The organism is Pseudomonas lini (assembly GCF_001042905.1).
Lineage (GTDB): Bacteria > Pseudomonadota > Gammaproteobacteria > Pseudomonadales > Pseudomonadaceae > Aquipseudomonas > Aquipseudomonas lini.
This window is the reverse complement of record NZ_JYLB01000005.1, coordinates 448,866-475,101: the sequence shown is the minus strand read 5'-3', so window position 1 is coordinate 475,101 and position 26,236 is coordinate 448,866. Positions and strand designations below refer to the sequence as shown.

The window sequence follows — 26,236 nt, the reverse complement described above, 5'->3', positions numbered from 1 at the left end:
GCCGCACTCAGTACCTGTAGCGAGGGAGCTTGCTCCCGTTGGGTCGCGCAGCGGCCCTTCAATCTGACAACCCGGCTTGTCAGGATCACTGCGGCCTCACGAAATAACAAAGAGCCCGTCGACAACGCTGGTTTGCGCGAGGCGTCCGCGCAAATCATCGTCGATAACTGGATCATCCATGCTGTATAGCCGCACCTTGCGATACACATCGATTCGATTGATCTCCTGACCGAGATATTCCCAAACAACACGCGAACACGCGGGAGTGCGATGGTCCGCAGCGGAAACGCCAATTTTCAAGCCATTGAGCCGAGTAATACAGCTTTTGAAGCTAGGAATAAGGATGGTTTGGCTGACTTCGTTGGAGGTCAGCGATTCGTAATCAATGAGAAACAAGCGATCCTGTAGGTAGTAGGCTACTCCCACATACCGATACTGCTCATACTCCTCTTCCGCGCCGACTATTTGTAAACGCTCATTTCGTTCGTACACGAAGTGCTGGTCTTCTTCATATACATGCACCAAAGCGCAAATAATAGAGCCAGGCTCCGTCATCGCGTGGTAATACTCATAGTAGTAACCCGTATAGGCTTTTATTTGCAAAGAAGACTGTTGCCGAAGGTGTTCAAGTATTCGTTCCGGCGCCGACACCTCGCGAGAAGAGTTTATTCGCACCGCCTTGCCACCAACAAGGTTGACAAACTGATCTGTCGGCAGACCTATTTCGAACTCTTCCACCCCAAAAAAATCACAAATACGCTTTAGGTTAAAAGCTGTTGGAACGCTATTCCCACATAAGTATTTATTAAATTGCCCACGATTAATCCGAAGTTTCCTACAGACTTCAGCGACAGATCGGTAGTGACTACACAGCAGCCTTAAGTTAGCCGGAAGAAAATCACGCATACAAGCCTTCACAGTAGTGCCAGAAGGCTCAAATATAGCAGCAACTCGCATCACTTTTAACCAACTTGCGAAATTGCGACAACGATAAATGACCGGATATTACGGGACCTGAAAGCTTTCAGGAATCGCCACACTATCAATCCGCCAGCACTCTAAATAGCAAGGAGCTTTGAATGCTTGACGTCATCAATGACTTTCTCTCTGGAAAGGTTTTGATACCTTTAGTTCTTGGACTTGGAACCTACTTCACCATCCGGTCACGATTTGTACAGCTTCGCTACTTCGTCCACATGATTTCGGTATTACGTGGCAGCTCGCATACCGGCAACACCCACTTGAGCTCATTGCAGGCATTGACGCTCTGCCTTGCCGGACGGGTCGGAACCGGCAATATCGTTGGCGTCGGCATTGCCGTGAGCATGGGCGGCCCCGGTGCGGTGTTCTGGATGTGGATGACAGCTCTATTGGGTATGTCGAGTAGCTTTTTCGAATGCGCATTGGGTCAACTCTACAAACGCTGCGATGCAAACGGTCAATATCGTGGAGGCCCGTCCTGGTACATCCAGCATGGCCTGGGCAAACGCTGGCTCGGTACGATTGCCGCTCTCCTGCTTTTGGTGACCTTCGGGTTTGCCATTAATGGCCTTGAGTCTCATGCCGTATCGCACTCTCTCAACAATGCCTTTGGTTTATCGACGACATGGTCCGGACTCACGCTGTCTTTGTTGCTGGGCATAGTGTTCGTGGGCGGTATAAAGCGTATCGCGGCGGTCGCCGATTTATTGGTTCCCCTTAAGGTTGTTGCCTATATCGGTGTAACGCTTTACGTGATCGTGTTGCAAATCGACCAGGTCCCCGGAGTGCTGCTCAGCATTGTCAAAAGCGCGTTCGGACTGGATCAGGCTTTTGGCGGGCTGGTGGGCAGTGCAATCATTATGGGGGTGAGGCGCGGAGTGTTCTCCAATGAAGCAGGACTGGGCAGCGCGCCTAACGTCGCCTCTGCGGCAAAAATCGCCCATCCGATAGCACAAGGCGTGGTGCAGGCGTTCAGTGTCTTCATCGATACCATCGTTATTTGTACGTGTACCGCGTTGATCATTTTGCTTTCTGGTTTTTATGCTCCCGGTTTCGAAGGCGACGGTATTGCGTTGGCACAAAACTCGCTTGCTGAGGTAGTAGGCGATTGGGGCCGGATGTTTATCAGCGTGGTACTTGCCCTGTTTGTGTTCACGGCAATGCTCTACAACTACTATCTGGGAGAAAACAGTTTACGATTCATCTTCGCAGCGCCGCATAAATCATTAGTTACGTACCGCATATCCGTATTGATGCTGGTCTTTTGGGGTTCGGTTGAAGACCTTTCCACGGTGCTCGCGTTTGCCGACATCACCATGACACTTTTGGCCTTGGTCAACCTTGTTGCGATGACACTGCTATTCAAAGTCTGTACGCGAATCCTTGGCGACTATGATGAACAACGTCGCACTGGAACAAAAACCCCCGTTTTTGACTCAAGCAAATTTAGCGATCTGGATCTCGATTTGACAGCTTGGCCCGCGATAACAAATCCTCTCTCGCCGAAGAACTCTGTTTGTGCGGATCGGCCCGCTGCTAAAGCTCAGATCGCGTAAATTTCAATGAACGCTGAGCCAGCGCACTTATGCGGTGGTTCAGCCGACAAGCAATGCCCAGGCAATATCAACACCCATAAAAAAACAATTACTCGCGCCCTCACACCCCAAGCGCGCTCAAGGAGTTCGTCTGTGAATCGCTATCAGCCTCTTAAATCTAACGCATCTAACACTCCAACTTTTTATATAGACTCGCACATCGCACCCCACCTGTTATTTGAAGATGCCTGCTTCAGAATACGCGCTGCCACGAGCCTTTTAGAGGCGTTGACCTCTGTAACCGTTAAACATACTAATGATGCTGATTTCTTCCGCCTGATACTTCCAGCCTATTTATTGCTACAGGACGGTGTCGACGTGCTGGACCAAATAACATTCAAAGGAGTGTAAATCGTGGCCAAATCAGCGACCCATGAAATGATAAAAGCAGCAATGATCAAGGCAATTGAAACAGGGCTTATTCCTCGTCACTCCCACCTTGATGGCTATGTAAGAAGCTGGGAAAGCCTGGCGCTCGTCATCCAGGCAGCGCTTGAGGCAACAGCAGATAATTGAGGAACCACAGGTGTTTGCATTTGAAGGGGCCAGCAATATGTGATTATTCCATCATGAACACAAAAAAAACTGGCTATCCCCACCCCTGATATGCGCCACTAGCCCCATTCATTGAAACAGCTGCAACGTCGCTGCCACGGGCCGCGGCCAGCCTGGAGACCCCTTATGAGCGAGAGTGTGTTTGCCGATCGCATCGTGCAGAACCTGCTCGACACCGACTTCTACAAACTGACGATGATGCAGGCGGTGCTGCACAACTACCCTAACGTGGAAGTCGAATGGGAGTTTCGTTGCCGTAACAGCGAGGATCTGCGCCCGTACCTGGCGGAGATCCGTTTCCAGATCGAGCGACTGGCCGAGTTGAGCCTGAGTGCCGATCAGTTGAGTTTCCTGGAGCGCATCAGCTTTCTGAAACCGGATTTCCTGCGTTTTCTCGGGCTGTTCCGCTTCAACCTGCGCTATATCCACACCGGTATTGAAAACGGTGAGTTGTTCATCCGTCTGCGCGGGCCGTGGCTGCACGTGATTCTGTTCGAAGTGCCGCTGCTGGCACTCGTCAGCGAAGTGCGCAACCGCTATCGCTACCGGGAAATCGTCCTGGAACAGGCCCGCGAGCAGCTCTATCGCAAGTTCGACTGGCTGACCGCCAACGCCAGCGCGGACGAATTGTCCGAGTTGCAAGTAGCCGATTTCGGCACCCGCCGTCGCTTCTCGTACCGTGTACAGGAAGAAGTGGTGAACGTGCTCAAGCATGACTTCCCCGGTCGCTTCGTCGGTACCAGCAACGTGCACCTGTCCCGGGAGCTGGACATGAAGCCGCTGGGCACTATGGCCCACGAATGGATCATGGCGCACCAGCAACTCGGTCCGCGGCTGATCGACAGCCAGATTGCCGCCCTCGACTGTTGGGTCCGTGAATACCGGGGATTGCTGGGAATCGCCCTGACCGACTGCATCACCTCCGATGCCTTCCTCAACGATTTCGACCTGTTCTTTGCCAAGCTCTTCGACGGCTTGCGCCACGATTCCGGTGACCCGGTGCAGTGGGCGGAAAAAGCCATCGCCCACTATCACAAGCTTGGCATCGACCCGATGAGCAAGACCCTGGTGTTTTCCGACAGTCTGACGCTGCCCAAGTCTCTGGAGATTTTTCGGGCATTGCGCGGTCGGATCAATGTCAGCTTCGGCATCGGCACCAACCTGACGTGCGATATTCCGGGTGTCGAACCGATGAGCATCGTGCTTAAAATGACGGCCTGCAACGGCCAGCCAGTGGCCAAGATTTCTGATGAGCCTGGCAAGACTCACTGCAAAGACCCGAATTTCGTCGCCTATTTGCGACATGTTTTCCAAGTACCTGCCGCCATTTCAAGCCCATCTAGCAAGGAGTGAATTCATGCAAGCCGTACAGCGTGAGATTGCTGAACAGCTCAAGGTCCAACCGCCCTTCGCGGATCAACTCGCCCTCGAGGCGGAAGTTGCCCGGCGGATTACCTTCATTCAGGACTGCCTGGTCAATGCCGGGCTCAAGACGCTGGTGCTGGGCATCAGCGGCGGCGTCGACTCCCTGACCGCCGGCCTGCTGGCCCAGCGCGCCATGCGTGAACTGCGCGAGCGCACGGGTAATGCCAGCTACAAGTTCATCGCCGTGCGCCTGCCTTATGGCGTCCAGTTCGACGAACATGATGCCCAGGCCTCAGTGGACTTCATTGCCCCCGATGAGCGCCACACCGTAAACATCGGCCCGGCGGTCAAATCCCTGGCCAGCGAAGTGGCGGCCTTCGAGGGTAAGGAGGCGGTGCAGAAAGATTTCGTGCTGGGTAACACAAAGGCGCGGATGCGCATGGTCGCGCAATACACCATCGCTGGCGCGGCTCACGGCCTGGTGATCGGCACCGACCATGCGGCAGAAGCGGTAATGGGCTTCTTCACCAAATTCGGTGACGGCGCCTGCGACCTCGCACCGCTGAGCGGCCTGGTGAAAAATCAGGTCCGGGCGATTGCCCGCAGTTTCGGCGCACCGGAGTCGCTGGTGGAAAAAATCCCGACCGCCGACCTAGAAGACCTGTCGCCGGGCAAACCGGACGAAGCGTCCCACGGCGTGACCTACGCCGAGATCGACGCCTTCCTGCACGGCGAACCGGTGCGTGAAGAAGCGTTCAAGATCATCTGCGACACTTACAAAAAGACCCATCACAAGCGTGTGATGCCGTTTGCGCCTTGAGGACCTTGCCCTTATAGAAACCTGTAGGAGCTGTCGAGTGAAACGAGGCTGCGATCTTTTGATCTTGCTTTTAAGATCACAATCAAAAGATCGCAGCCTCGTTTCACTCGACAGCTCCTACAAGGATTCGGCCTGGCCCAATAATGAGCACAAAAAAAGCGTCCCTAATGGACGCTTTTTTTGTGGGTTCGATTCGATTACTTCAGAGTAACCGTACCTTTCATCATCGAGATGTGGCCCGGGAACGAGCAGAAGAAACCGTACTTTTCAGCAGCATTGAGCTTTGACACGTCAAAAGTCACCGAGTCTTTTTCCTTGGCGCCGATGAGCTTGGTGTGAGCGATGATGCGGGCATCACCTTCTTTCAGGTAGTCCTTGTCGATGCCGGCAGTCAAACCATCGGTAGCGATCGGCTGCATGTCGGCTTCTTTGCTCAGCACCCAGTTATGGCCCATCACGTTTTTTGGCAGGCTGCCGGAGTGGGTCAGCTCAACGGTGAAGGTCTTGCAGCTTTTGTCGATTTCAATGGCCTTGGTGTTGAAGGACATCTGATCGGTGGAGTCGATGGTCGTCTTGCACTCGGCAGCCATCAATTGGCTGCTGGCCAGTGTCAGCAGGGATACTGCAACAAGTTTGGCAAACATGGTGAATCTCCAAGGCAGGGTTAACAAAAGTGCTAATGGACAGAAGACTGCCTGAAATCTTCGCAAGTTCCTATGACCTGAATCAAAAATTGTATACAACTTTCGAGCTATGACACTCATCGAAACAATCTACCAGCCAGACGTCTGGCACGGCCCTATCATCAGGACCGTCATCTCTCATCCGGAGCGCCTGTCATGTCTTTCAACCGTTTTTTGAGCAGTTTGCTCGCCGCTTATGCCTGTGGCGCCAGCGGTACCTGTGAAACACCTGAACGCGAGGTTTAACCCTTGGAACGAGGCAAGCCTGCCTTTACTCTGTGGCCCTGATGACCATGGAGTAAGGCATGTCTTTAGCGTCCGTTTGTGTATTTTGCGGTGCCAGCACTGGCACTAACCCGGCTTATCGTGAAGCGGCTGTCGCCCTGGGGCGAGCATTGGCCGAGCGCAAGTTGACTCTGGTCTATGGCGGCGGCGCCGTCGGGCTGATGGGGATTGTGGCCGATGCCGCGCTGGCGGCCGGCGGTGAAGTGATCGGAATCATCCCGCAGAGCCTCAAAGACAAGGAAATCGGCCACAGCGGCCTGACTCGCCTGGAAGTGGTCGATGGCATGCATGCGCGCAAGGCGCGAATGGCCGAGCTCAGCGACGCCTTCATCGCTCTGCCCGGCGGCTTGGGCACCCTGGAAGAGCTGTTCGAAGTCTGGACCTGGGGCCAGCTCGGCTATCACGGCAAACCGCTGGGTTTGCTGGAAGTGAACGGTTTCTACAGCAAGTTGACGTCTTTTCTTGATCATATCGTCGGCGAAGGCTTCGTTCGCGAAGCGCACCGTGACATGCTGCAAATGAGCGAATCGCCGCAAACCCTGCTCGATGCACTGGACGCCTGGCAACCCTCGGTACCGCCAAAATGGACCGAGCAAAAACCCAGCTAACGGCTAGGCATCGATACAGGGCAGAATATGCGCCGCTCAACCTCACCTTCGACCCCAGAGGATCGCCCATGGCTAAACCTAATTATTCCTTCGCCAAGCGTCAGAGAGACTTGGCCAAGGAGCAGAAGAAAGAGGAAAAGCTTCAGCGCAAGAAAGCTACAGCTGAAGAAGAAGCAGCAGCACTGAACCCGGATACCGAAGGCGAAGTGGCTACAGACGAAACTGAAGCACCGAAAGATCAGGCGCCCGACGCCTGAGACCCTCAGGGCCCGATGATCTGATCAGGCCCACCGGATCTGTGTCCAGGGTCAGCAACGATGTTGCTGACCCTCACAGTCCCATCTGAAATCCCTCCCCCTCACCACATAGAATCTCCCACACTGGATCTTCGTTACTCCAATGGCATTACGGTAACTCGTACCTCCGGGTCGTGGCTGCCACCGCCCAGGATCACCCCACGCAACGGCGACACATCGGAAAAGTCCCGTCCCCAAGCCAGGGTGATGTGTTCCAGCGCCGGTTGCACATTGTTGGTCGGGTCGAAATCCACCCAGCCCAGCACCGGGCAAAACACCGACACCCAGGCATGAGACGCATCGGCACCAATCAGCCGTGGCTGGCCCGGCGGGGGCTGGGTCAGCAAGTAGCCGCTGATATAGCGCGCTGCTAATCCACGGGAGCGCACACAAGCGAGCATCAAGTGCGCAAAGTCCTGGCAAACCCCGCGCCGCCTCTCCAGCACTTCCACCAGCGGCGTTGCCACTTGGGTCGCTTCGGCGTCGAAGGTGAATTCGCTGAAGATCTTCTCCATCAGCGCCTGAACCCCCAGCAGCAATGGCCGGCCTGGAGGAAAACAACTTTCGGAGAACTCGACGAAATTGCGCTTCAAATGCACGTAAGGCGATTCGAACCGGTAACGACAGGCTTCCAGCAACTCAGAAGAGAGCGGCTGACTGCTGTAGGTCAGCGCATTGCAGGTTTCTTCCCAGGCTGGCGATTGATTGAAGTCCAACGATGGTCGGGCCAGCACTTCGACCGTCAGGCTGGCGTTGACCAGCAACTCATCGTGCGGCCGCTCGAATGCCAACCGGGTCAGCGGATTACCAAACACGTCCAGCTCATCCCGGCGCGAGGTCGGGTCGGGACTGATCTGTAATTGCTGATCGGTGCAGCGCTGCCAAGCGCAAGCCCGCGGCCACAGATGCGCCAGCTGCTGGGCCAGGGATACCGGGCTGTCATAGTGATAATGGGTGTCGTGGAAAATCTGGTAATGGGCATTCATCAGACGGACACCGTGCGTTGGCTGACATCATCGACATGGGCGAAATGGCGCAAGGCCAAGCGATCCGATACTTGTCCGCTGGCATCGGCGATCTCCTGCAACAGATCGGCCAGCCCCTCTATGGCGGCGCGAACACTGGCCTCGCCAAACAGTGAGTTTTCCAGGCAACCCAGATCGAAGCGCGCCAGCCGCTCCACCAACTGCGGCAAACCTGTTTCACGCGGCGCCCCAAAGTCATCGTTCAAGCGTTTCAACGTGCGGGTCACCAGCTTTAACTGGAACAGCACCGCGTGAGGGTTCTGCTCGTCGAGCAACAACAGGTCCAGCACCGGGATCAATTGCGCCACCGCCAAATACCGCGAGCGGTAGGTGATGCTGCTGTTGCCCAGCTCCAGCAGCCATTCCAGCCCGGCCTGATCGGAAGTTCCGGTACCGCGCAGAAACGCCGCCAGGCTGCCGCTGAGAAATTGCAGCCGTTCGATCCGCCGACCGATCATCAGGAAACGCCAGCCTTCGTCCCGGGTCATGTCGTCCAAGGCAAAACCGGACAATGCCGCCAGCGACATCACCAACCGGTTGAGGAAGTCCAGCAACTCGCCGAAATCCGGCTCGTCGGTTTCCAGCGCCATGGCTTCGCGCTGCAATTCCACCAGCGCTTGCCAGTTCTCTCGTGAGAGCTTGCCGCGTACTTGCGACGCCGCCCACTGCAAGCGTTGCAGGTTGGAACGCAGGCTGAACGGCCAATCATCGCCAAGCAGCGCCGCCAGCAACCGCTCCGGCAACTCGCCCTCCTCCGGCAACAGATTCAGGCGTTCACCGAGATCGACTGCCGCCTCCAGGGCTTGCGGGTCATCGCCATCGACATAGCGCGCGAGCATGATGCGCAGCAGCCGCGCGCTGTCATCGCAGCGCTCACAGTAACGGCCGAACCAGAAGAGGTTCTCGACCACCCGCGATGGCAGATACGGATCGCGTCGCACCAGATCGTGAACGCCAATATTGCGCTGGGCTTTCCATTGTTCGCCGCTGGGCGGGCGATCGCCCAATACCCAAGTGTCCTTGCTGGCGCCACCGCGCTGCATCGACACCACTTCGGCGTCGGCTTCGGCGGCAACCCGGGTCAGCCCGCCGGGCAGTACTCGATAGCCGTCCCGACTGGCCACCGCATACACGCGCATGCCAATGGCCCGCGGTTGCAACTGACCACCTTCGGCCTGCCAGATCGGCGCCTGGGACAGCTGCGCCAATTCTTGCGCAACATAGGCGTAAGGCCGTGCCTGCATGCGCTCGGCCAGGGTCTGGCGCTGTTTTTCGCTCAAGTCACGACCAAACACCGGGGCGAAGCTCTGCGACGGAAACGCCGGTTTGATCAACAGCTCCGGCAGTTTTTCCAAGGCCTGGGCCAGTACCGGCGCTTCGCCGCACCACCAGGTCGCGATGGACGGCAGGATCAGCTCTTCACCGAACAGAAACTGATTGATCCTCGGCAGAAAGCCCAGCAACCCCGGCGATTCCAGCACCCCGCTGCCGAGTGCGTTGGCCACCAGCACCCGGCCTTGGCGCACAGCCTCGAGCAACCCCGGCACGCCAAGGGCCGAGTCGGTGCGCAGCTCCAGCGGATCGCAGAAATCATCGTCGAGCCGACGCATGATCGCGTGAACCCGACGCAGACCACTCAAGGTTTTCAGGTAGACCGTGGCATCCCGGACGGTCAGGTCGCCGCCCTCCACCAACGGATAACCGAGCTGACGAGCCAGGTACAAGTGTTCGAAATAGCTTTCGTTGAAACGTCCCGGCGTCAGCAGCACCACCAGTGGCGCTTCGTCATCGCTCGGCGCCTGACGGGCGAGCGTTTCCTGAAGGGTGCGGAAAAACCCGGCCAGGTGCTGCACCTTCAAATCGCGGTACAACTCGGGGAAGGCCCGGGACACGATGGTGCGGTTTTCAAGCGCGTAACCGGCACCGGATGGCGCTTGAGTCCGGTCCGCCGTCACCCACCAGCGACCGTCAGGTGTGCGCGCCAGATCCACGGCGTACAGATGCAGAAAGGCCCCGTCGGGCGGCGCAATGCCCTGACAGGGCCAGAGGAAGTTGTTGTGACCGAACACCAGCTCAGCCGGCAGCAGGCCTTCGGCGATCAAGCGCTGAGGGCCGTACAAATCCGCCAGCACAGCATTGAGCAAGCGCGCCCGTTGAGCGATCCCGGCCGATAATTGTTCCCACTCATCGGCGGCAATCACATGGGGCAGCAGGTCCAGCTCCCACGGTCGGTCGGCACCCTTGGGGTCGGCGTAGACGTTATAGGTCACGCCGTTTTCCTGGATCTGTCGGGTCAGCAGAGCCTGACGCTGCACCAGTTGCGCTGGCGTGCTGCGTTGCAATTGATCGAACAGTCGCTGCCAGTGCGGGCGCACGGCACCGCTGTCGTCGAGCAGTTCGTGGTAAGTGCCCGCGGTCAGCGGGTAGCGGTCAAGCAGGTCAGGCATGGAAAGCTCGGCAGACAGCAAAGAACGGTCAGACTAACGCAGGCTCATGACGCCCGGATATACGAAAAATCCGAGCGTCGCGTACGGTTTAGAAACGTCGTAAATCGAGAGTCATCGGTAGCTCGTCGTTAATTTCCAGATTCGGTATAGGAAGTTTCCCTGGCGTGTGTCCGAGACGGAAAAAACGCGCCATTCGCCGGCTCTCGGCCTCATTGGCGTTCACCGGCAGGCTGTCGTAGTTGCGCCCGCCCGGATGAGCGACGTGGTACTGACAACCGCCCAGCGAACGCCCCATCCAGGTGTCGAGCAAGTCGAACACCAGCGGCGCGTGGACCGGGATGGTCGGTTGCAGGCAGTTAGCCGGTTGCCAGGCGCGAAAGCGAACGCCGGCGACAAACTCACCGACCCGCCCCGTGGGTTGCAACGGCACCGGGATGCCGTTGCACGTCAGCAGATAACGCTGAGGCGGCAGGCCGCTGAGCTTGACCTGCAAACGCTCCAGCGACGAATCCACGTAACGCACCGTGCCACCTGCCGCGCCTTCCTCGCCGAGTACATGCCAAGGCTCCAGCGCCTGACGCAATTCCAGTTCAATGCCGCTGACGGCGTAGTCGCCGACCTTGGGAAAACGGAATTCCAGATGCGCCGCGAACCACTCGGCCCGCACGGGGTAACCGGCGGCATTGAGGTCGACGATGACATCGGCGAAATCCTGCTCGATAAAGTGCGGCAACAGGAACCGGTCATGCAGCTCTGTGCCCCAGCGCGCCAGTTTCGGCGGCGCATAAGGCTCACGCCAGAACCGCGCCACCAGCGCTCGCAGCAACAATTGCTGAGCCAGGCTCATGCGCGCATGGGGCGGCATTTCAAAGGCTCGCAGTTCCAGTAACCCTAGGCGCCCGGTGGCGCCGTTCGGCGAATACAGTTTATCGATGCAGAACTCGGCGCGGTGGGTGTTGCCGGTCACGTCGATCAGTAGATTGCGCAGCAGTCGATCCACCAGCCAAGGTGGGCACTCCTCGCCCGGCTTCGGCATTTGTGCGAAGGCGATTTCCAGCTCATACAGCGAATCGTTGCGCGCCTCATCCACCCTCGGCGCCTGGGACGTCGGGCCGATGAACAAACCGGAAAACAGGTAGGACAAGGATGGATGATTGTGCCAGTAGCTGATCAGGCTGCGCAGCAGATCGGGACGGCGCAGAAACGGTGAGTCAGCCGGGGTCGCGCCACCCAATACGAAATGGTTGCCGCCGCCGGTGCCGGTGTGCCGGCCGTCGATCATGAACTTCTCGGTGGTGAGTCGAGTCTGGCGCGCCTCTTCATAAAGAAACTCGGTGCGCTCCACCAACTCATCCCAGGTGGCGGACGGCTGGACGTTAACCTCAATCACCCCTGGATCCGGAGTAATACGGAAGTTGCTCAGGCGCGGATCGCTCGGCGGTTCATAGCCTTCCAGCAACACCGGGCAATGCAACTCCTCGGCGGTGGCTTCGATGGCGGCGACCAGTTCCAGATAGTCCTCGACCCGCTCCAGTGGCGGCATGAACAGGTACAACCGGCCTTCTCGCGCTTCGGCGCAGAAAGCGGTGCGGGTCAGCCAGTCGGCGGACTCGTCGATCTTTGGCGCACGCTCGTCGGCGGTTTGCGGTTGAGCGTGATTCTGTAGCTGGTCGGTGCCCGGCAGCTCAGGGAAATCCTGATTCGGGTCGACAGGCTGAATGAACGGATACTCCGCTGCCTTCACCCAGGGCTGCGAACCGAGTGGCAAACGATACCCCAGCGGCGAATCCCCCGGCACCAATCGGCAATGATCTTCGCGCAGATACCAGCGACCGCTCTGCCACTGATCGCCCTTGGCGGTGCGCGCCAGCGGCAGGACCTGACCGATAACCTTGTCCAGACCCTGACTGAAGACTTTGCGCAGACGCGCCCGCTCCAAAGGCTCTTCGAGACGAGAGTCTTCGGCGCTGACGTTCTGTGGCAAAGCGCCTTCGCGCCAGAGGTAATAGAAATTGTCTTCGTAGGCCGGGAATACAAAGCGTGTCGGAATTTTCAGGCGTTCGGCGACACTCGCCAGAAAACGCCCGGCCAACTCGCCATCGGCACCGTAGTCTTCCTGCTCATCGGCGATCAGCGCGCTGTTGTGCCAGATCGGCACACCGTCGCGACGCCAGTAGCAGTTCAGCGACCAGCGCGGCAGTTGCTCGCCGGGATACCACTTGCCCTGACCGAAATGCACCAACCCCTTGGGCGCGTAATGCTTGCGCATGCGCTGGAACAGTTCGGCCGACAGCCTACGCTTGTCGGGCCCTAGCGCTGCAGTGTTCCATTCCGCGCCGTCCGGGTCATCGATGGAAACGAACGTCGGCTCGCCGCCCATGGTCAGGCGCACGTCGCCTTCGAGCAGGTCGGCATCGATCTGCCGGCCCAATGCCTGAATCGTCAGCCATTGGTCTTCGGTGTAGGGCTTGGTAACCCGCGGCGCTTCCCAAATCCGCTCGACCGACATCTCGTGGGTGAATTCGCACTCGCACGGTTCCACCAAGCCACTGATCGGTGCCGCAGAGGACGGATCGGGACTACACGCCAACGGAATGTGTCCTTCACCGGCAAACAGCCCTGAAGTCGCGTCCAGGCCGATCCAGCCAGCACCGGGTAAATAGACTTCGCACCAGGCGTGCAGGTCAGTGAAATCCACTTCGGTGCCCGAGGGGCCGTCGAGGCTTTTGACATCGGCGGTCAACTGAATCAGGTAACCGGACACGAAACGCGCCGCCAGGCCGAGGTTGCGCAGCAACTGCACCAGCAACCACGCCGAGTCGCGGCAGGAACCGGAGGCATGCTCGAGAGTGTATTCCGGGGTCTGTACGCCCGGTTCCATGCGAATCAGGTAGCCAATGTCTTCGCTGAGGCGCTGGTTGAGCGCGACCAGGAAATCCACGCTCGGTAGCGGCGTGCGATCGATGCCCTCCAGATAGGCCTTGAATTTCGGCGTCAGGGGCAAGGTTTCCAGGTACGGCGCCAGCTCTTTGCGCTCATCCGCAGCGTAGGCGAAAGGGATCTTTTCGGCATAGGGCTCGAGGAAGAAGTCGAACGGATTGAAGACCGCCATCTCCGCCAGCAAGTCGACCTCAATCCGCAGCTCATCGGTTTTCTCCGGGAACACCAACCGCGCCAGGTAATTGCCCTGGGGATCCTGCTGCCAGTTGATGAAATGCTGCTCGGGCGAGACTTTCAGCGCATAGGACAGTATCCGCGTGCGACTGTGGGCAGCCGGGCGCAGGCGAACGATCTGCGGACCGAGCTCGACGGCGCGGTCGTAGCGGTAATGCGTGACGTGGTGCAATGCGACATGAATCGACACGGCGTGCCTCCTGCGAGCCTGGACGTTATCGAAAGCGGCGCAAGACTTATGCCATGCAGGCAGGTCGGACCCTTTCTTCCGTTACTCAAGGCAGTAGAGCACTAAAAGCGCGCATTGCTCGCTTTCGTGCGCGAAGGAGCGCACATAAATGTGGCGGATCGGTGGTTGAGTCGACTCAACGGCGGCGCGATGCCTTGAAGGCTTGCCTGATCAACTCGCGCTGACGGCGGATTTCAACCAGTTGGATGCGCATTTCGCGGTGGCGTTTGCTGTTGAGTAGCAGTAGGCCTAGCAATGGAAAGAGGATGCCTGCCGCATAAACGAATCGATTTGGCCGATAGGCAATAGTCGGCAACACACACAATAGACAGACCACAAAAAGCCCTGCGAACACCCAGACCCAAGCCGGTCTGCCGCGTACGACCATAAAGTTGCTATGGACCAGAACCCCTATGCAAATAACAGTGCATACGGCGAAGAATTTCGCTTCGTCTGCCAGTGGAGCGCTCACAAAGAAGTTATCGAGAAGAGCAAAGAGAGCAAGCAAACACGATATTTTCGCCACGAAGATCGCGGCGATAAAGGTTGGGAAGTAGCGCTTCATAAAATTGAGAAAAAACGGATAGTGTTCCACCTAGCGTCCCTTCTTGTTTTTCTGAAGCCCGACGGCAGATTTTGCTGCGATACGCTCATGACGTAATTCAAGCAACTTCTGGCGCATTTCTCGATGGCGTTTGCTATTAAGCAGTAGCAAACCCAGCATCGGAAATAACAACCCAGTCACATAGGCGACGGGATGCGGCTTATAACCATAAGTGGGGAGGACTGTGAGGAAACACACCAAATAGAATACGATGATGGCCCGCACACCCCAGGATCGCCCCCTGATCATGACAAAGTGGCTCAAAGCCAAGAGCAAAGACAGCACCAACGCCACAATAAACGAATACTTGCCCCGTTCAGGATCGCCTCGAAAGTAAGTACTTGAGACTAATGAAATCGAAGCAGAAAGAGCAAAACAAGCTAGAAAAAAGGCGCAGATAAAGGTCGGAAAATAGTGAGCAAGGAAAGCGTTCAATGAATACTTGCGATCCATTACTCAACCTCCTCATACAGACCAACAGCAATTGTTCTGAGGTTCCCAGCTAAGCTACTTCCTGTTAAGCCTATGGCCGCCCCCAGAGAGTCGCGAATCTGAGTGACCGTCGCGTGATTGATTTGAGTAGCTGTATAACGCTTTGCAAGCGCCCCCGAACGCTGGCGAAGCTTCAATAGTTTATTTGTCAGGCTCGGGTCTTTTAATGTTAACAATTCTTTGGTCAACGCCTTTCTTTGCTGACGGGTCAGACCTTTAGAAAGCTCGTACCAACTCCTGCCGGTCGAGACCTTCCTGGCCTGCAAGAGCCTCAGGGTGGTTAGAGTAGACGCACCGGCTCCCAGCAATGATGCCGCATCCAGTACCGGCATTGCATAGCGATACCAGTCCTCGCTGTCCATATCATCATTGGCTGATGGGTCGTTGAGTTCGTTGTACGTCCTCGTGCCTCCCACCACACACTGCGCAGTACTCGCGGCAGCAGCTGTTGCTCCAATTGCTGTTACAACCAAGCTGGCACCTGCTGTAAACGGAACTGCAATTGTGCCACTGAAAACCACGATCCAGCCCAGAATGGCACCGGCACAAGATAATGTCGTATTGACTGCCTCCCCCACTAAACGAGATTCACGTGAGTTGTTCTTTACCTGATCAGCAAACTGCGCAGGCGCAATGTACTTCTGCGCCTCGCGCAAAATGATTCGCTTGGGCCTGATACTGCAAATCGGCTTGAACTCGCGCAGGGTCACTACGTTGAATTCGGCGTCGATGTACACCACGCCCGCGCCGACAATTCCGGGATCGGCGTCGATGGCGGCGAACAGGCGTGGCAGGTTGATCTGGCTTTCGATGCGTTGGCGGGCCATGAACTGGGAGGGGCTGTAATCCATGCCGATACCCGGTAAGGGGTTGCTCATGTGAATCGTCCTTGAAGATCGGGGATCTTTATTGCCTGTGCCGCCGTCATCGCGGGCGAGCCCGGCTCCCACAGGGTTTGGCGTCGTATAGGGAAATCGGTTTCCAGGGCCGCCATTGAAGTGCGCGCAACCTTAGCAAACAGGCCGCACACTCGCTAGAAAACAAAACGCCAGCACTGAGGCTGGCGTTTTGCGATATGGCGCGGAAATTAACGCGGCACGACTGGCTTGCGGGCCGGTTTTGGCCCCTTGCCTTTGGCCGCGTCCTTGCGCTCCTTGGCCGCCTGCTGGTTGCGGGCGAACGCCGCAGCCTTGGCCTGTTCACGCTTGTCCCACGGGTTACCGCCATCGCTGGCACGTGGTGGCAGACCGGTGTGCTGGGTCAGGATCTTGGTGGTCTTTTCCCCTGCCACTTTGTGGCTGCCGGCCGGTGTCGAGTTCTTGCGACGGGCGCTCTGGTAGCTGTCGGTCGCCGGCTGATGCAGCGGGATCAACTGGTTCTTGCCCGGTCCGATCAGGTCGGCGCGGCCCATGCGGGTCAGCGCTTCACGCAGCATCGGCCAGCCTTTCGGGTCGTGATAACGCAAGAACGCCTTGTGCAGGCGACGCTGTTCTTCGCTCTTGACGATGGTCACGGCGTCACTCTTGTAAGTGACCTTGCGCAACGGGTTCTTGCCCGAGTGGTACATCGCGGTGGCGGTGGCCATCGGCGACGGGTAGAACGCCTGCACCTGGTCGGCACGGAAACCGTTGCCCTTGAGCCACAGCGCCAGGTTCATCATGTCTTCGTCGGTGGTGCCCGGGTGAGCGGCGATGAAGTACGGAATCAGGTACTGCTCTTTCCCGGCTTCCTTGGTGTACTTCTCGAACATGCGCTTGAACTTGTCATAGCTGCCGATGCCCGGTTTCATCATCTGGTTGAGCGGACCTTCCTCGGTATGTTCCGGGGCGATCTTCAGGTAACCACCAACGTGGTGAGTCACCAGCTCCTTGACGTATTCCGGCGACTCGACCGCGAGGTCATAACGCAGGCCAGACGCGATCAGGATCTTCTTCACACCCGGCAGGGCACGGGCGCTGCGATAGAGCTGGATCAGCGATGAGTGATCGGTGTTCAGGTTCGGACAAATGCCGGGGAACACGCACGAAGGCTTGCGGCACGCGGATTCGATTTCCGGAGTCTTGCAGGCAATGCGGTACATGTTCGCAGTCGGGCCGCCGAGGTCGGAGATCACCCCGGTGAAGCCTGGGACCTTGTCGCGGATCTCTTCGATTTCGCGAATGATCGACTCTTCGGAACGGTTCTGGATGATCCGGCCTTCGTGCTCGGTGATCGAGCAGAACGTACAGCCGCCGAAGCAACCGCGCATGATATTCACCGAGAAGCGGATCATGTCGTAGGCAGGAATTTTTTCCTTGCCATACGCCGGGTGCGGAACCCGTGCGTAAGGCATGCCGAACACGTAGTCCATTTCTTCAGTGGTCATCGGAATCGGAGGCGGGTTGAACCAGACGTCCACTTCGCCATGCTTCTGCACCAGCGCGCGGGCATTACCCGGGTTTGTTTCCAAGTGAAGCACGCGGTTGGCGTGAGCATAGAGAACCGCATCGCCACGGACTTTCTCGACCGATGGCAGACGGATCACAGTCTTGTCACGCGTCATCTTCGGGCTGGCGAGGATCTGCACAACCTTGGCTTCGCTCGGGTCCTCAACCGGACCCTTTTCCTGCTCGATGGCGCAGGCCTGAGTGTCCTGGGTGTTCACATACGGATTGATGATCTTGTCGACCTTGCCCGGACGGTCGATGCGCGTCGAGTCGACTTCGTACCAGTCTTTCGGCGTGTCACGACGAATGAACGCGGTGCCGCGCACGTCGGTGATGTCTTCGATCTTGTGACCGTAGGACAGGCGTTGGGCGACTTCGACGATCGCGCGCTCGGCGTTGCCGTAGAGCAGGATGTCGGCGCAAGCGTCGATCAGGATCGAGTTACGCACCCGGTCCTGCCAATAATCGTAGTGGGCGATGCGGCGCAGGGAGGCTTCGATGCCACCGAGCACGATCGGTACATTCTTGTAGGCTTCCTTGCAGCGCTGGCTGTAAACCAGGCTCGCGCGATCCGGACGTTTGCCCGCCAGGCCACCGGGGGTGTAGGCGTCGTCGGAACGGATTTTCTTGTCGGCGGTGTAGCGGTTGATCATCGAGTCCATGTTGCCGGCCGCGACGCCGAAGAACAGGTTTGGCTCGCCGAGCTTCATGAAGTCGTCTTTGGACTGCCAGTTCGGCTGTGCAATGATCCCGACGCGGAAGCCCTGGGCCTCCAGCAGTCGGCCGATGATCGCCATGCCGAACGACGGGTGGTCGACGTAGGCATCACCGGTGACGATGATGATGTCGCAGGAATCCCAGCCAAGCTGATCCATCTCCTCCCTGCTCATCGGCAGGAATGGCGCCGGCCCGAAACATTCGGCCCAGTACTTGGGATAGTCAAATAACGGCTTGGCTGCTTGCATGTCGATAACCGGTGTTGGCTTTCATTGAATTTCGCGGGCGCGGAATATAGCACAAAATTTGACCAATTCCGACGGCTATGGTCGGAAATTGCGACGACCCCATCGCGGGCAAGCCCGCTCCCACAGCTTCGGCGTGATCCCTGTAGGAGCGAGGCTTGCCCGCGAAGAGGCCCGACCAGACAACGAATAATTTACTCGTCGTCGAAGTTGTAGCTGCCCGGCGCCAAGTTTTCGAAACGGGTGTATTTACCGATGAACGCCAGTCGTGACGTGCCGATCGGGCCGTTCCGCTGCTTACCGATGATGATCTCGGCGATGCCTTTATGCTCGGTTTCCGGGTGGTACACCTCATCCCGGTACACGAACATGATCACGTCAGCATCCTGCTCGATCGCTCCGGATTCCCGCAAGTCGGAGTTGATCGGGCGTTTGTTCGGTCGTTGCTCCAGGGAGCGGTTGAGCTGGGACAGCGCCACCACCGGGCAGTTGAATTCCTTGGCGAGGGCTTTCAAGGAACGGGAGATCTCGGAAATCTCGTTGGTCCGGTTGTCGCCGCCGGAACCTGGAATCTGCATTAACTGCAGGTAGTCGATCATGATCAGGGCGATGTCACCGTGCTCCCGCACCAGACGCCGGGTCCGCGCGCGCATCTCTGACGGGCTGATACCGGCCGTGTCGTCGATGAACAGCTTGCGATCGTTGAGCAGGTTGACCGCCGAGGTCAGGCGTGGCCAATCGTCGTCGTCCAGGCGACCGGCCCGGACCTTGGTCTGGTCGATACGCCCAAGGGACGAAAGCATACGCATGATCAGCGATTCGCCTGGCATCTCCAGTGAGTAAACCAGTACGCACTTGTCGCTGCGCAACACGGCGTTTTCCACCAGGTTCATCGCAAAGGTGGTTTTACCCATGGATGGACGACCGGCGACGATGATCAGGTCGGAAGGCTGCAAGCCGCTGGTCTTCTCGTCGAGGTCGGTGTAACCGGTGGACAGGCCGGTGATGGCGTTGTCGGTGTTGAACAAGGTGTCGATGCGGTCGATAGCCTTGGTCAGCAGGTCATTCACGCTCACCGGGCCGCCGGTTTTTGGCCGGGCCTCGGCGATCTGGAAGATCTGCCGCTCAGCTTCGTCGAGAATCTCTTCAGCCGTACGGCCTTCCGGGTTGAAAGCGCTGTCGGCAATTTCGGTGGCGATGCCGATCAACTGCCGCAACGTCGCGCGCGCACGAACGATTTGCGCATAGGCCTTGATGTTGGCGACGGACGGCGTGTTTTTCGCCAGCTCACCCAGGTAACCGAGGCCACCGACTTGCGAGGTCTGACCTTCCTTGTCCAATTGCTCGGCAAGGGTCACGACGTCGATCGGGGAGTTCTGGTCCGCCAACTTGGCGATCGCACGAAAGATCAGACGGTGGTCATGACGATAGAAATCGCCGTCCGAAACCTGATCCAGCACACGCTCCCAGGCGTTGTTGTCCAGCATCAAACCACCGAGCACGGCCTGTTCGGCCTCGATGGAATGCGGCGGCACCTTCAGGGCAGCGGTTTGCAGATCGTATTGCTCGGGAGCGGAGATATCGTTCATGGCCACTTGGTTTGTTAGGAAAAGCAGAAATTATGAGAATCAGGAACTGCAGAAAGACAAAGGGCACGACCTGTAAACAGGATCGTGCCCGATGTTACCGGCAAGCACCCGAGGGTGCCAGCCGACAAGTGCTGCTTAAGCTGCTACCACGACAACGCGTACGGTGGCTTCAACTTCGGCGTGCAGGTGCACGGCTACGTCGAATTCGCCTACGTTGCGGATGGTGCCGTTCGGCAGACGAACTTCGCTTTTTGCAACTTCAACGCCAGAGGCGGTCAGTGCATCAGCGATGTCGTGGGTGCCGATCGAACCGAACAGCTTGCCTTCGTCACCAGCGGTGGCAGTGATAGTCACTTCCAGCTCAGCCAGTTGGGCGGCACGGCTTTCAGCCGAAGTTTTACGGTCTGCTGCGGCTTTTTCCAGCTCAGCGCGACGCTCTTCGAACGCAGCCAGGTTGGCAGCGGTCGCAGCGGTAGCTTTGCCGTAAGGCAGCAGGTAGTTACGACCGTAACCAGCCTTAACGTTCACTTTGTCACCCAGGTTGCCCAGGTTGGTGACTTTTTCCAGAAGGATCAGTTGCATGTGAAAATCCTCTTAACTTTTAACCTTCACCGTTCGCGTTATCGGCATCTTTCGGTGCCGAACGACCGCGAAAATCAATCAGGCTGTCGACGATGGCCAAGACCACCAGCAACGGATAGATCAGCTGCATGAACAGCAACAGCGTGACGTACAACCCCACCAGCCAGAATTTGGCCAGTCGCTTTTGCGCCACCAGCCCGTGAATCAGGGCCAGCCCGGCGAACACCAGCGGTACGCTGCACAACGGTGTCAACATGGCCATCTGCGAGCCTAAGTTAGGCCCCAGAAGCATCAACACCAGCAGCAACATCGCCGGTAAAAGCGGGATTCGGATGGCGCGAAACTCGCGACCAAAACCACCCGGGTTGTACAACAACGCCTGCCAGTAGCGCCCGACAATCAGGCTCAGCACACTGACGATTTGCAACAAGGCCGCAATCAGGCCGGTCAGGACCGGTGCAATCAGGGACGCGAAACGCGCTTGCTCGTCTACCGACAATTGCTGGTAGACATCACCGAGTAGCGACGGCATGACTTTTATCAAAGCCTGCGCCAGCATCTCGATCTGGGGCGCAAAAGCCGCCCCCAGCACCACTGAAAACACCAATCCCATCGCTATGCTGACCAGCAGCACGCGGTTCCAGGACTCGCTTGCGCGCAAAACCAACGCAAGGCTCGAAGACCCCAGCAGCACCAGAAGTGCCCGTGGGTCGTCGGAGTAAAGCCACCAGATCAACGCCGGCAGCAGTCCCAGAGCAAGAACGCCCAAGGCGTCCCTCAATCCGCGCCGCAGGAGCACAAGGCATCCGGCGGCAGCACCCAACCAATACAACAACGGCAGCGTTGCGCATCCAGCCACTACCAGAGTGGCCTGCATACGGCCGCGCATGATGAACTCAGCTAAGGCGCGCATGCATTCAATCCTTTGCTACGTGTCGACTGCCCGGTCTCAGCGGCCGTGGCTGTCGGTGTAGGCCAGCAGGGCCAGGAAGCGGGCGCGCTTGATAGCGGTGGCCAGCTGACGCTGATAACGAGCTTTGGTACCGGTGATGCGGCTTGGAACGATTTTGCCGGTCTCGGATACGTAAGCTTTCAGAGTGTTGAGATCTTTGTAATCGATCTCTTTCACGTCTTCAGCGGTGAAGCGGCAGAATTTACGACGACGGAAGAAACGTGCCATTTGATAGGCTCCTTAAAAGGTCCGTGGATTACTCGTCAGCGTTATCGCTGGCGTCGCTGTCATCACCATCAACGCCTTCGGCGTCGGAGTGCTCAGGACGGTCGCGACGCTCACGGCGCTCACTGCGGTTTTCTTCAGCCTTGAGCATCTCGGATTGGCCGGTAACGGCTTCTTCGCGACGGATGACCAGGTTACGGATCACTGCATCGTTGTAGCGGAAGTTGTCTTCCAGCTCGGCCAGGGCCTTGCCAGTGCACTCAACGTTCAGCATCACGTAGTGAGCCTTGTGAACATTGTTGATTGCGTAGGCCAGTTGACGACGGCCCCAATCTTCCAGACGGTGGATTTTGCCGCCGTCTTCTTCGATCAGCTTGGTGTAACGCTCAACCATGCCGCCGACTTGCTCGCTTTGATCCGGGTGGACCAAAAAGATGATTTCGTAATGACGCATGAATGCTCCTTACGGGTTGTAGCCTGCCGCTCAAAAGCGGTCAGACAAGGAGTGAATGACACTTATGGACTTGCTTGCGATAGACACATGCGTGCCTGCCGTCACAGCAAGGGGCGCAATTGTAGAGAAGGGACAAGAGAGGCGCAAGGCAATTGGTGAATATTTGAACAATCACCTCGACTGGAAAGCCGAGCACCTGTAGGAGCTGTCGAGTGAAACGAGGCTGCGATCTTTTGATCTTTAAAAGTCAAAGTCAAAAGATCGCAGCCTTCGGCAGCTCCTACAGGGTTGTGTCAGGACTTTTTGGCGGCTCCCTTGACGCCACGCTGGCGCAGGGCCTCGAACAGGCACACACCAGTCGCCACGGACACATTGAGACTGCTGACACTGCCCGCCATTGGCAGACGCACCAGATAATCGCAAAGATCGCGAGTCAGGCGGCGCATGCCGCTGCCTTCCGCGCCCATGATCAGGATGGTCGGGCCGGTCAGGTCTTGCTGATACAACTCCTGCTCAGCCTCGCCCGCCGTACCGACGACCCACAAGCCGCGCTGCTTGAGTTTTTCCAGGGTGCGCGCCAGGTTGGTCACAGCCACCAACGGAATCACTTCCGCCGCGCCGCAGGCGACTTTACGCACCGTCGGGGTCAGGGTGGCTGACTTGTCCTTTGGCACGATCACCGCCAGCGCACCGGCCGCATCGGCCGAACGCAGGCAAGCGCCGAGGTTGTGCGGATCGGTCACGCCGTCGAGCACCAGCAACAGCGGTGCGCCTTCAGTGCGATCGAGCAATTCGTCGAGCATCGCCTCGCCCCAGACCTGACTCGGACTCACGTCCGCGACCACGCCCTGGTGCACGCCTTCTACCCACGCATCCAGCTCACGACGTTCAGCCTGACCGACCGCCACGCGATTTTCGGCAGCGAGTGCGATCAGCGTCTGCACCCGCGGATCACTGCGGCCTTCAGCCAACCAGATCTGCTTGACGCGTTTTGGGTGATGACGCAGCAACGCTTCTACAGCGTGCACGCCATAGATCTTTTCCAACTGACTCATGACTTGGCCTTAGGTTTACGCGACCCGCCGCTTTTGGCTGGGGCCGAACCCGCTTTCGGCGGGCCTTTACGATGTTTGCTCGGTTTGCCGCCGGAGGCCTTGTCAGGCGCCGACCGCCCGGTCTTTCCCCCAGACGCCGCTTTACCGCCGCTTTTCGCTTCAGACAGCAACGCCTGTTTCAGTTCACGACTTTTGCGCAACTCGGCATTTTTTGCCGCGGCATCGCTCGGGCGATAGGCTTCGACAGCCTTTTCCTTGGCAGGACGACGGCCGGTTTTGGCCGGTGCCGGCTCTGCAGCCGATTTGGTAGCAGCGCCGGCAGGAGCAGCAGTTTCAGTTCCACGCTTCTTGCGACCGATCGGCGCGCTGATGGTTTTTTCAGCCATCTCGAAGTCGATCTTGCGCTCGTCGAGGTCGACGCGCATGACGCGCACTTCAACCGTGTCGCCAAGGCGGAAGCTGCGACCGGTACGCTCACCGGCGAGGCGGTGGTGCACAGGATCGAAGTGGTAGTAATCACCCGGCAGCGCGGTGACGTGCACCAGGCCTTCGACGTAGATGTCGGTCAGCTCGACGAACAGCCCGAAACCGGTCACGGCGGTGATCACACCCGGGAACGATTCGCCCACACGGTCTTTCATGAACTCGCACTTGAGCCAGTTCACTACGTCACGGGTCGCTTCGTCGGCACGGCGCTCGCTCATCGAGCACTGCTCGCCGAGCTGCTCCAGGATCGCTTCGTCGTACGGGTAGATGCGCGCTTTCGGAATGATCATCGCACCGGCACGGCGAACGTGCGGCGTGTCCATTTTCGAATGGATGACGCTGCGAATCGCCCGGTGCGTGAGCAGGTCCGGGTAGCGGCGAATCGGCGAAGTGAAGTGGGTATAGGCTTCGTAATTCAGGCCGAAGTGGCCCTGGTTATCAGCGCTGTACACCGCCTGGCTCAACGAACGCAGCATGACGGTCTGGATCAGGTGGAAATCCGGACGGTCCTTGATGCTGGCCAGCAAAGCCTGGTAATCCTTCGGCGACGGACCATCCTTGCCTTTGTGCAGGGACAGGCCGAGCTCGCCAAGGAAGGCGCGCAGTTTTTCCAGACGCTCCGGTGGCGGGCCGTCATGGACACGATACAACGCAGGGATTTCGTGCTTTTTCAGGAATTCGGCAGTGGCCACGTTGGCCGCCAGCATGCATTCCTCGATCAGCTTGTGGGCGTCGTTGCGAACGGTCGGGCGGATTTCGGCAATCTTGCGCTCGGAACCGAAGATGATCCGGGTTTCCTGCGTTTCGAAATCGATCGCGCCGCGCACATGACGAGCCGCCAGCAGAACCTTGTACAGCGCATACAGCTGCTTGAGGTGCGGCAGGACGTCGGTGTATTCACCACGAAGCTGACGCGCTTCGGTGGCTTTCGGCGTTTCCAGCATCGCGCTGACCTTGTTGTAGGTCAGGCGAGCGTGGGAGTGAATCACCGCTTCGTAGAAGCAATAATCGGTCATCTCGCCGGATTTGGAGATGGTCATCTCGCAGACCATGGCCAGGCGATCGACGTGCGGGTTCAGCGAGCACAGGCCGTTGGACAGTTGCTCTGGCAGCATCGGCACGACACGCTCGGGGAAGTACACCGAGTTGCCACGAACCTGGGATTCGTTATCCAGCGCCGAACCGATTTTCACGTAGCTGGAAACGTCAGCAATCGCCACGTACAACTTCCAGCCACCGGAGAACAGGCGCAGCTTGCCCGGCTTGGCTTCGCAGTAGACCGCATCATCGAAGTCGCGTGCATCTTCGCCGTCGATGGTCACGAACGGCAGGTGACGCAGATCGATGCGCTTCTCTTTGTCTTTCTCTTCGACTTCCGGCTTGAGCTTGGCGGCTTCTTTGAGCACCGCTTCAGGCCAGACGTGAGGAATATCGTAGGTGCGCAGGGCGACATCGATTTCCATGCCCGGCGCCATGTAGTTACCCACGACTTCGACCACGTCGCCTTGCGGCTGGAAGCGTGGCGTCGGCCAGTGGGTGATCTTCACTTCGACGAACTGACCGATCTGGGCGTTGGCGTTGCGACCCGGAGTCACCAGCACTTCTTGCTGGATCTTCGGATTGTCCGCGACGACAAAACCGATACCGCCCTCTTCGAAGTAACGACCGACGATGGTCTCGTGGGCACGGGACACCACTTCAACGATCATGCCTTCGCGGCGACCGCGACGGTCGAGACCGGAAACACGGGCCAGGGCACGGTCGCCATCGAACACCAGGCGCATTTGCCCCGGGCTCATGAACAGGTCATCACTGCCGTCATCCGGGACCAGGAAGCCGAAGCCGTCACGGTGACCGCTGATGCGGCCCAGGATCAGGTCGAGCTTGTCCACCGGCGCATAAGTGCCCCGGCGGGTATAGATGAGTTGAGCATCGCGCTCCATGGCGCGCAGGCGGCGGCGCAGGGCTTCGATCTGGTCTTCTGTGGTCAGACCAAACTCTTCGACCAGCTGCTCGCGGTTAGCAGGCGAACCTCGATCAGCAAGGTGCTGAAGGATCAGTTCGCGGCTAGGAATAGGGTTTTCATATTTTTCCGCTTCACGAGCGGCCTCGGGATCGAGGGACTGCCAATCGGCCATTAGAGAGTTTTCACCTTGTCTATATGCGGGTTAGTTTGGCATAGGCGTAATGAAACGGGAAATTTCAGGCTATGACAGCCCATCTAAAGCCCTTTATCGACACTGCAAAGCTGATTTGAATACCACTGGAGAAATTTTCCAGGTTTTTTCGATGCCGGGGGTTTACAGTTAAAAAGACGCTCCGTATAGTGCGCGCCATCGACGACGC

General features: G+C 57.9%; 22 protein-coding genes. 6 read left to right on the top strand and 16 right to left on the bottom strand.

The genetic code is table 11. The features are described from left to right. Positions 1-96: 96 nt before the first annotated feature. A complete protein-coding gene (locus tag TU81_RS17500) occupies positions 97-906 on the bottom strand; it encodes a helix-turn-helix domain-containing protein (protein WP_048396153.1) in 810 nt (269 codons plus the stop codon). 173 nt (positions 907-1,079) lie between these two features. On the opposite strand from TU81_RS17500, the gene TU81_RS17495 reads away from it, so the two are divergent. From TU81_RS17495 to nadE, 4 genes are all read left to right on the top strand, one after another. Then, on the top strand, positions 1,080-2,537 hold the full coding sequence (locus TU81_RS17495; RefSeq protein WP_048396152.1) for an alanine/glycine:cation symporter family protein: 1,458 nt from the start codon (positions 1,080-1,082) through the stop codon (positions 2,535-2,537). A gap of 393 nt (positions 2,538-2,930) precedes the next feature. After that, complete coding sequence (locus TU81_RS30325; RefSeq protein ID WP_156877841.1) at positions 2,931-3,092, top strand: hypothetical protein; 162 nt, start codon at positions 2,931-2,933, stop codon at positions 3,090-3,092. A 165-nt stretch (positions 3,093-3,257) separates the two neighbouring features. Next, entirely contained in the window at positions 3,258-4,484 is a 1,227-nt protein-coding gene (pncB, locus tag TU81_RS17485) for a nicotinate phosphoribosyltransferase (protein WP_048396150.1), read from the top strand. A 4-nt stretch (positions 4,485-4,488) separates the two neighbouring features. Further along, positions 4,489-5,316 carry an ammonia-dependent NAD(+) synthetase gene (nadE, locus tag TU81_RS17480; RefSeq protein WP_048396149.1) on the top strand — a complete coding sequence of 276 codons (828 nt, stop codon included), beginning with the start codon at positions 4,489-4,491 and terminating at the stop codon, positions 5,314-5,316. A gap of 197 nt (positions 5,317-5,513) precedes the next feature. Here nadE and azu read toward each other — a convergent pair whose 3' ends face one another. Continuing rightward, entirely contained in the window at positions 5,514-5,960 is a 447-nt protein-coding gene (gene azu, locus TU81_RS17475; RefSeq protein ID WP_038978723.1) for an azurin, read from the bottom strand. 344 nt (positions 5,961-6,304) lie between these two features. On the opposite strand from azu, the gene TU81_RS17470 reads away from it, so the two are divergent. Both TU81_RS17470 and TU81_RS17465 read left to right on the top strand, forming a co-directional pair. Then, entirely contained in the window at positions 6,305-6,892 is a 588-nt protein-coding gene (locus TU81_RS17470; protein ID WP_007902708.1) for an LOG family protein, read from the top strand. A 68-nt stretch (positions 6,893-6,960) separates the two neighbouring features. Beyond that, positions 6,961-7,149: a hypothetical protein gene (locus tag TU81_RS17465; RefSeq protein ID WP_007902706.1), complete on the top strand. Its 189-nt coding sequence runs from the start codon at positions 6,961-6,963 to the stop codon at positions 7,147-7,149. 134 nt (positions 7,150-7,283) lie between these two features. Here TU81_RS17465 and TU81_RS17460 read toward each other — a convergent pair whose 3' ends face one another. From TU81_RS17460 to rnr, 14 genes are all read right to left on the bottom strand, one after another. Further along, a complete protein-coding gene (locus TU81_RS17460) occupies positions 7,284-8,174 on the bottom strand; it encodes a transglutaminase family protein (RefSeq protein WP_038978722.1) in 891 nt (296 codons plus the stop codon). Further along, positions 8,174-10,660, bottom strand: a complete 2,487-nt coding sequence (locus tag TU81_RS17455) for a circularly permuted type 2 ATP-grasp protein (protein ID WP_048396148.1) — start codon at positions 10,658-10,660, stop codon at positions 8,174-8,176. The genes TU81_RS17460 and TU81_RS17455 overlap by 1 nt, the downstream gene beginning before the upstream one ends. An 88-nt stretch (positions 10,661-10,748) precedes the next feature. Continuing rightward, entirely contained in the window at positions 10,749-14,024 is a 3,276-nt protein-coding gene (locus tag TU81_RS17450) for a transglutaminase family protein (RefSeq protein ID WP_048396147.1), read from the bottom strand. A 175-nt stretch (positions 14,025-14,199) separates the two neighbouring features. Then, complete coding sequence (locus TU81_RS17445) at positions 14,200-14,658, bottom strand: hypothetical protein (protein ID WP_080772019.1); 459 nt, start codon at positions 14,656-14,658, stop codon at positions 14,200-14,202. Then, entirely contained in the window at positions 14,659-15,120 is a 462-nt protein-coding gene (locus tag TU81_RS17440) for a hypothetical protein (RefSeq protein ID WP_038978719.1), read from the bottom strand. Beyond that, positions 15,120-16,037: a hypothetical protein gene (locus TU81_RS17435; RefSeq protein WP_048396146.1), complete on the bottom strand. Its 918-nt coding sequence runs from the start codon at positions 16,035-16,037 to the stop codon at positions 15,120-15,122. Before TU81_RS17435 ends, TU81_RS17440 begins: the two co-directional genes overlap by 1 nt. A 209-nt stretch (positions 16,038-16,246) precedes the next feature. After that, the gene (locus tag TU81_RS17430) at positions 16,247-18,550 is read right to left on the bottom strand and encodes a YgiQ family radical SAM protein (RefSeq protein WP_038978718.1); all 2,304 of its coding nucleotides are present in this window, start codon (positions 18,548-18,550) and stop codon (positions 16,247-16,249) included. Between the two features lie 191 nt (positions 18,551-18,741). Beyond that, the gene (gene dnaB / locus TU81_RS17425; RefSeq protein ID WP_007902695.1) at positions 18,742-20,136 is read right to left on the bottom strand and encodes a replicative DNA helicase; all 1,395 of its coding nucleotides are present in this window, start codon (positions 20,134-20,136) and stop codon (positions 18,742-18,744) included. 135 nt (positions 20,137-20,271) lie between these two features. Next, positions 20,272-20,718 carry a 50S ribosomal protein L9 gene (gene rplI / locus TU81_RS17420; RefSeq protein WP_003197251.1) on the bottom strand — a complete coding sequence of 149 codons (447 nt, stop codon included), beginning with the start codon at positions 20,716-20,718 and terminating at the stop codon, positions 20,272-20,274. A gap of 19 nt (positions 20,719-20,737) precedes the next feature. Then, a complete protein-coding gene (locus TU81_RS17415; RefSeq protein ID WP_048396145.1) occupies positions 20,738-21,631 on the bottom strand; it encodes a YybS family protein in 894 nt (297 codons plus the stop codon). A 36-nt stretch (positions 21,632-21,667) separates the two neighbouring features. Next, positions 21,668-21,898, bottom strand: a complete 231-nt coding sequence (gene rpsR, locus TU81_RS17410) for a 30S ribosomal protein S18 (RefSeq protein ID WP_002551829.1) — start codon at positions 21,896-21,898, stop codon at positions 21,668-21,670. 28 nt (positions 21,899-21,926) lie between these two features. Further along, on the bottom strand, positions 21,927-22,349 hold the full coding sequence (gene rpsF / locus TU81_RS17405) for a 30S ribosomal protein S6 (RefSeq protein ID WP_007902678.1): 423 nt from the start codon (positions 22,347-22,349) through the stop codon (positions 21,927-21,929). A 293-nt stretch (positions 22,350-22,642) separates the two neighbouring features. Beyond that, positions 22,643-23,404: a 23S rRNA (guanosine(2251)-2'-O)-methyltransferase RlmB gene (rlmB, locus tag TU81_RS17400; RefSeq protein WP_038978717.1), complete on the bottom strand. Its 762-nt coding sequence runs from the start codon at positions 23,402-23,404 to the stop codon at positions 22,643-22,645. Continuing rightward, positions 23,401-26,028 (bottom strand): ribonuclease R, encoded by a 2,628-nt coding sequence (rnr, locus tag TU81_RS17395; RefSeq protein WP_048396144.1) that lies wholly within the window; start codon positions 26,026-26,028, stop codon positions 23,401-23,403. Before rnr ends, rlmB begins: the two co-directional genes overlap by 4 nt. Between the last annotated feature and the right edge of the window lie 208 nt (positions 26,029-26,236).

What these genes read in the sequence shown, in the direction of transcription:
- TU81_RS17440 (WP_038978719.1), bottom strand. Translation starts at nt 15,120, where the DNA reads ATGGATCGCAAGTATTCATTGAACGCTTTCCTTGCTCACTATTTTCCG.
- azu (WP_038978723.1), bottom strand. Translation starts at nt 5,960, where the DNA reads ATGTTTGCCAAACTTGTTGCAGTATCCCTGCTGACACTGGCCAGCAGC.
- TU81_RS17435 (WP_048396146.1), bottom strand. Translation starts at nt 16,037, where the DNA reads ATGAGCAACCCCTTACCGGGTATCGGCATGGATTACAGCCCCTCCCAG.
- rpsF (WP_007902678.1), bottom strand. Translation starts at nt 22,349, where the DNA reads ATGCGTCATTACGAAATCATCTTTTTGGTCCACCCGGATCAAAGCGAG.
- dnaB (WP_007902695.1), bottom strand. Translation starts at nt 20,136, where the DNA reads ATGAACGATATCTCCGCTCCCGAGCAATACGATCTGCAAACCGCTGCC.
- TU81_RS17465 (WP_007902706.1), top strand. Translation starts at nt 6,961, where the DNA reads ATGGCTAAACCTAATTATTCCTTCGCCAAGCGTCAGAGAGACTTGGCC.
- rplI (WP_003197251.1), bottom strand. Translation starts at nt 20,718, where the DNA reads ATGCAACTGATCCTTCTGGAAAAAGTCACCAACCTGGGCAACCTGGGT.
- TU81_RS17455 (WP_048396148.1), bottom strand. Translation starts at nt 10,660, where the DNA reads ATGCCTGACCTGCTTGACCGCTACCCGCTGACCGCGGGCACTTACCAC.
- rpsR (WP_002551829.1), bottom strand. Translation starts at nt 21,898, where the DNA reads ATGGCACGTTTCTTCCGTCGTCGTAAATTCTGCCGCTTCACCGCTGAA.
- TU81_RS17430 (WP_038978718.1), bottom strand. Translation starts at nt 18,550, where the DNA reads ATGCAAGCAGCCAAGCCGTTATTTGACTATCCCAAGTACTGGGCCGAA.
- TU81_RS17415 (WP_048396145.1), bottom strand. Translation starts at nt 21,631, where the DNA reads ATGCGCGCCTTAGCTGAGTTCATCATGCGCGGCCGTATGCAGGCCACT.
- rnr (WP_048396144.1), bottom strand. Translation starts at nt 26,028, where the DNA reads ATGGCCGATTGGCAGTCCCTCGATCCCGAGGCCGCTCGTGAAGCGGAA.
- nadE (WP_048396149.1), top strand. Translation starts at nt 4,489, where the DNA reads ATGCAAGCCGTACAGCGTGAGATTGCTGAACAGCTCAAGGTCCAACCG.
- rlmB (WP_038978717.1), bottom strand. Translation starts at nt 23,404, where the DNA reads ATGAGTCAGTTGGAAAAGATCTATGGCGTGCACGCTGTAGAAGCGTTG.
- TU81_RS17500 (WP_048396153.1), bottom strand. Translation starts at nt 906, where the DNA reads ATGCGTGATTTTCTTCCGGCTAACTTAAGGCTGCTGTGTAGTCACTAC.
- TU81_RS17470 (WP_007902708.1), top strand. Translation starts at nt 6,305, where the DNA reads ATGTCTTTAGCGTCCGTTTGTGTATTTTGCGGTGCCAGCACTGGCACT.
- pncB (WP_048396150.1), top strand. Translation starts at nt 3,258, where the DNA reads ATGAGCGAGAGTGTGTTTGCCGATCGCATCGTGCAGAACCTGCTCGAC.
- TU81_RS17460 (WP_038978722.1), bottom strand. Translation starts at nt 8,174, where the DNA reads ATGAATGCCCATTACCAGATTTTCCACGACACCCATTATCACTATGAC.
- TU81_RS17495 (WP_048396152.1), top strand. Translation starts at nt 1,080, where the DNA reads ATGCTTGACGTCATCAATGACTTTCTCTCTGGAAAGGTTTTGATACCT.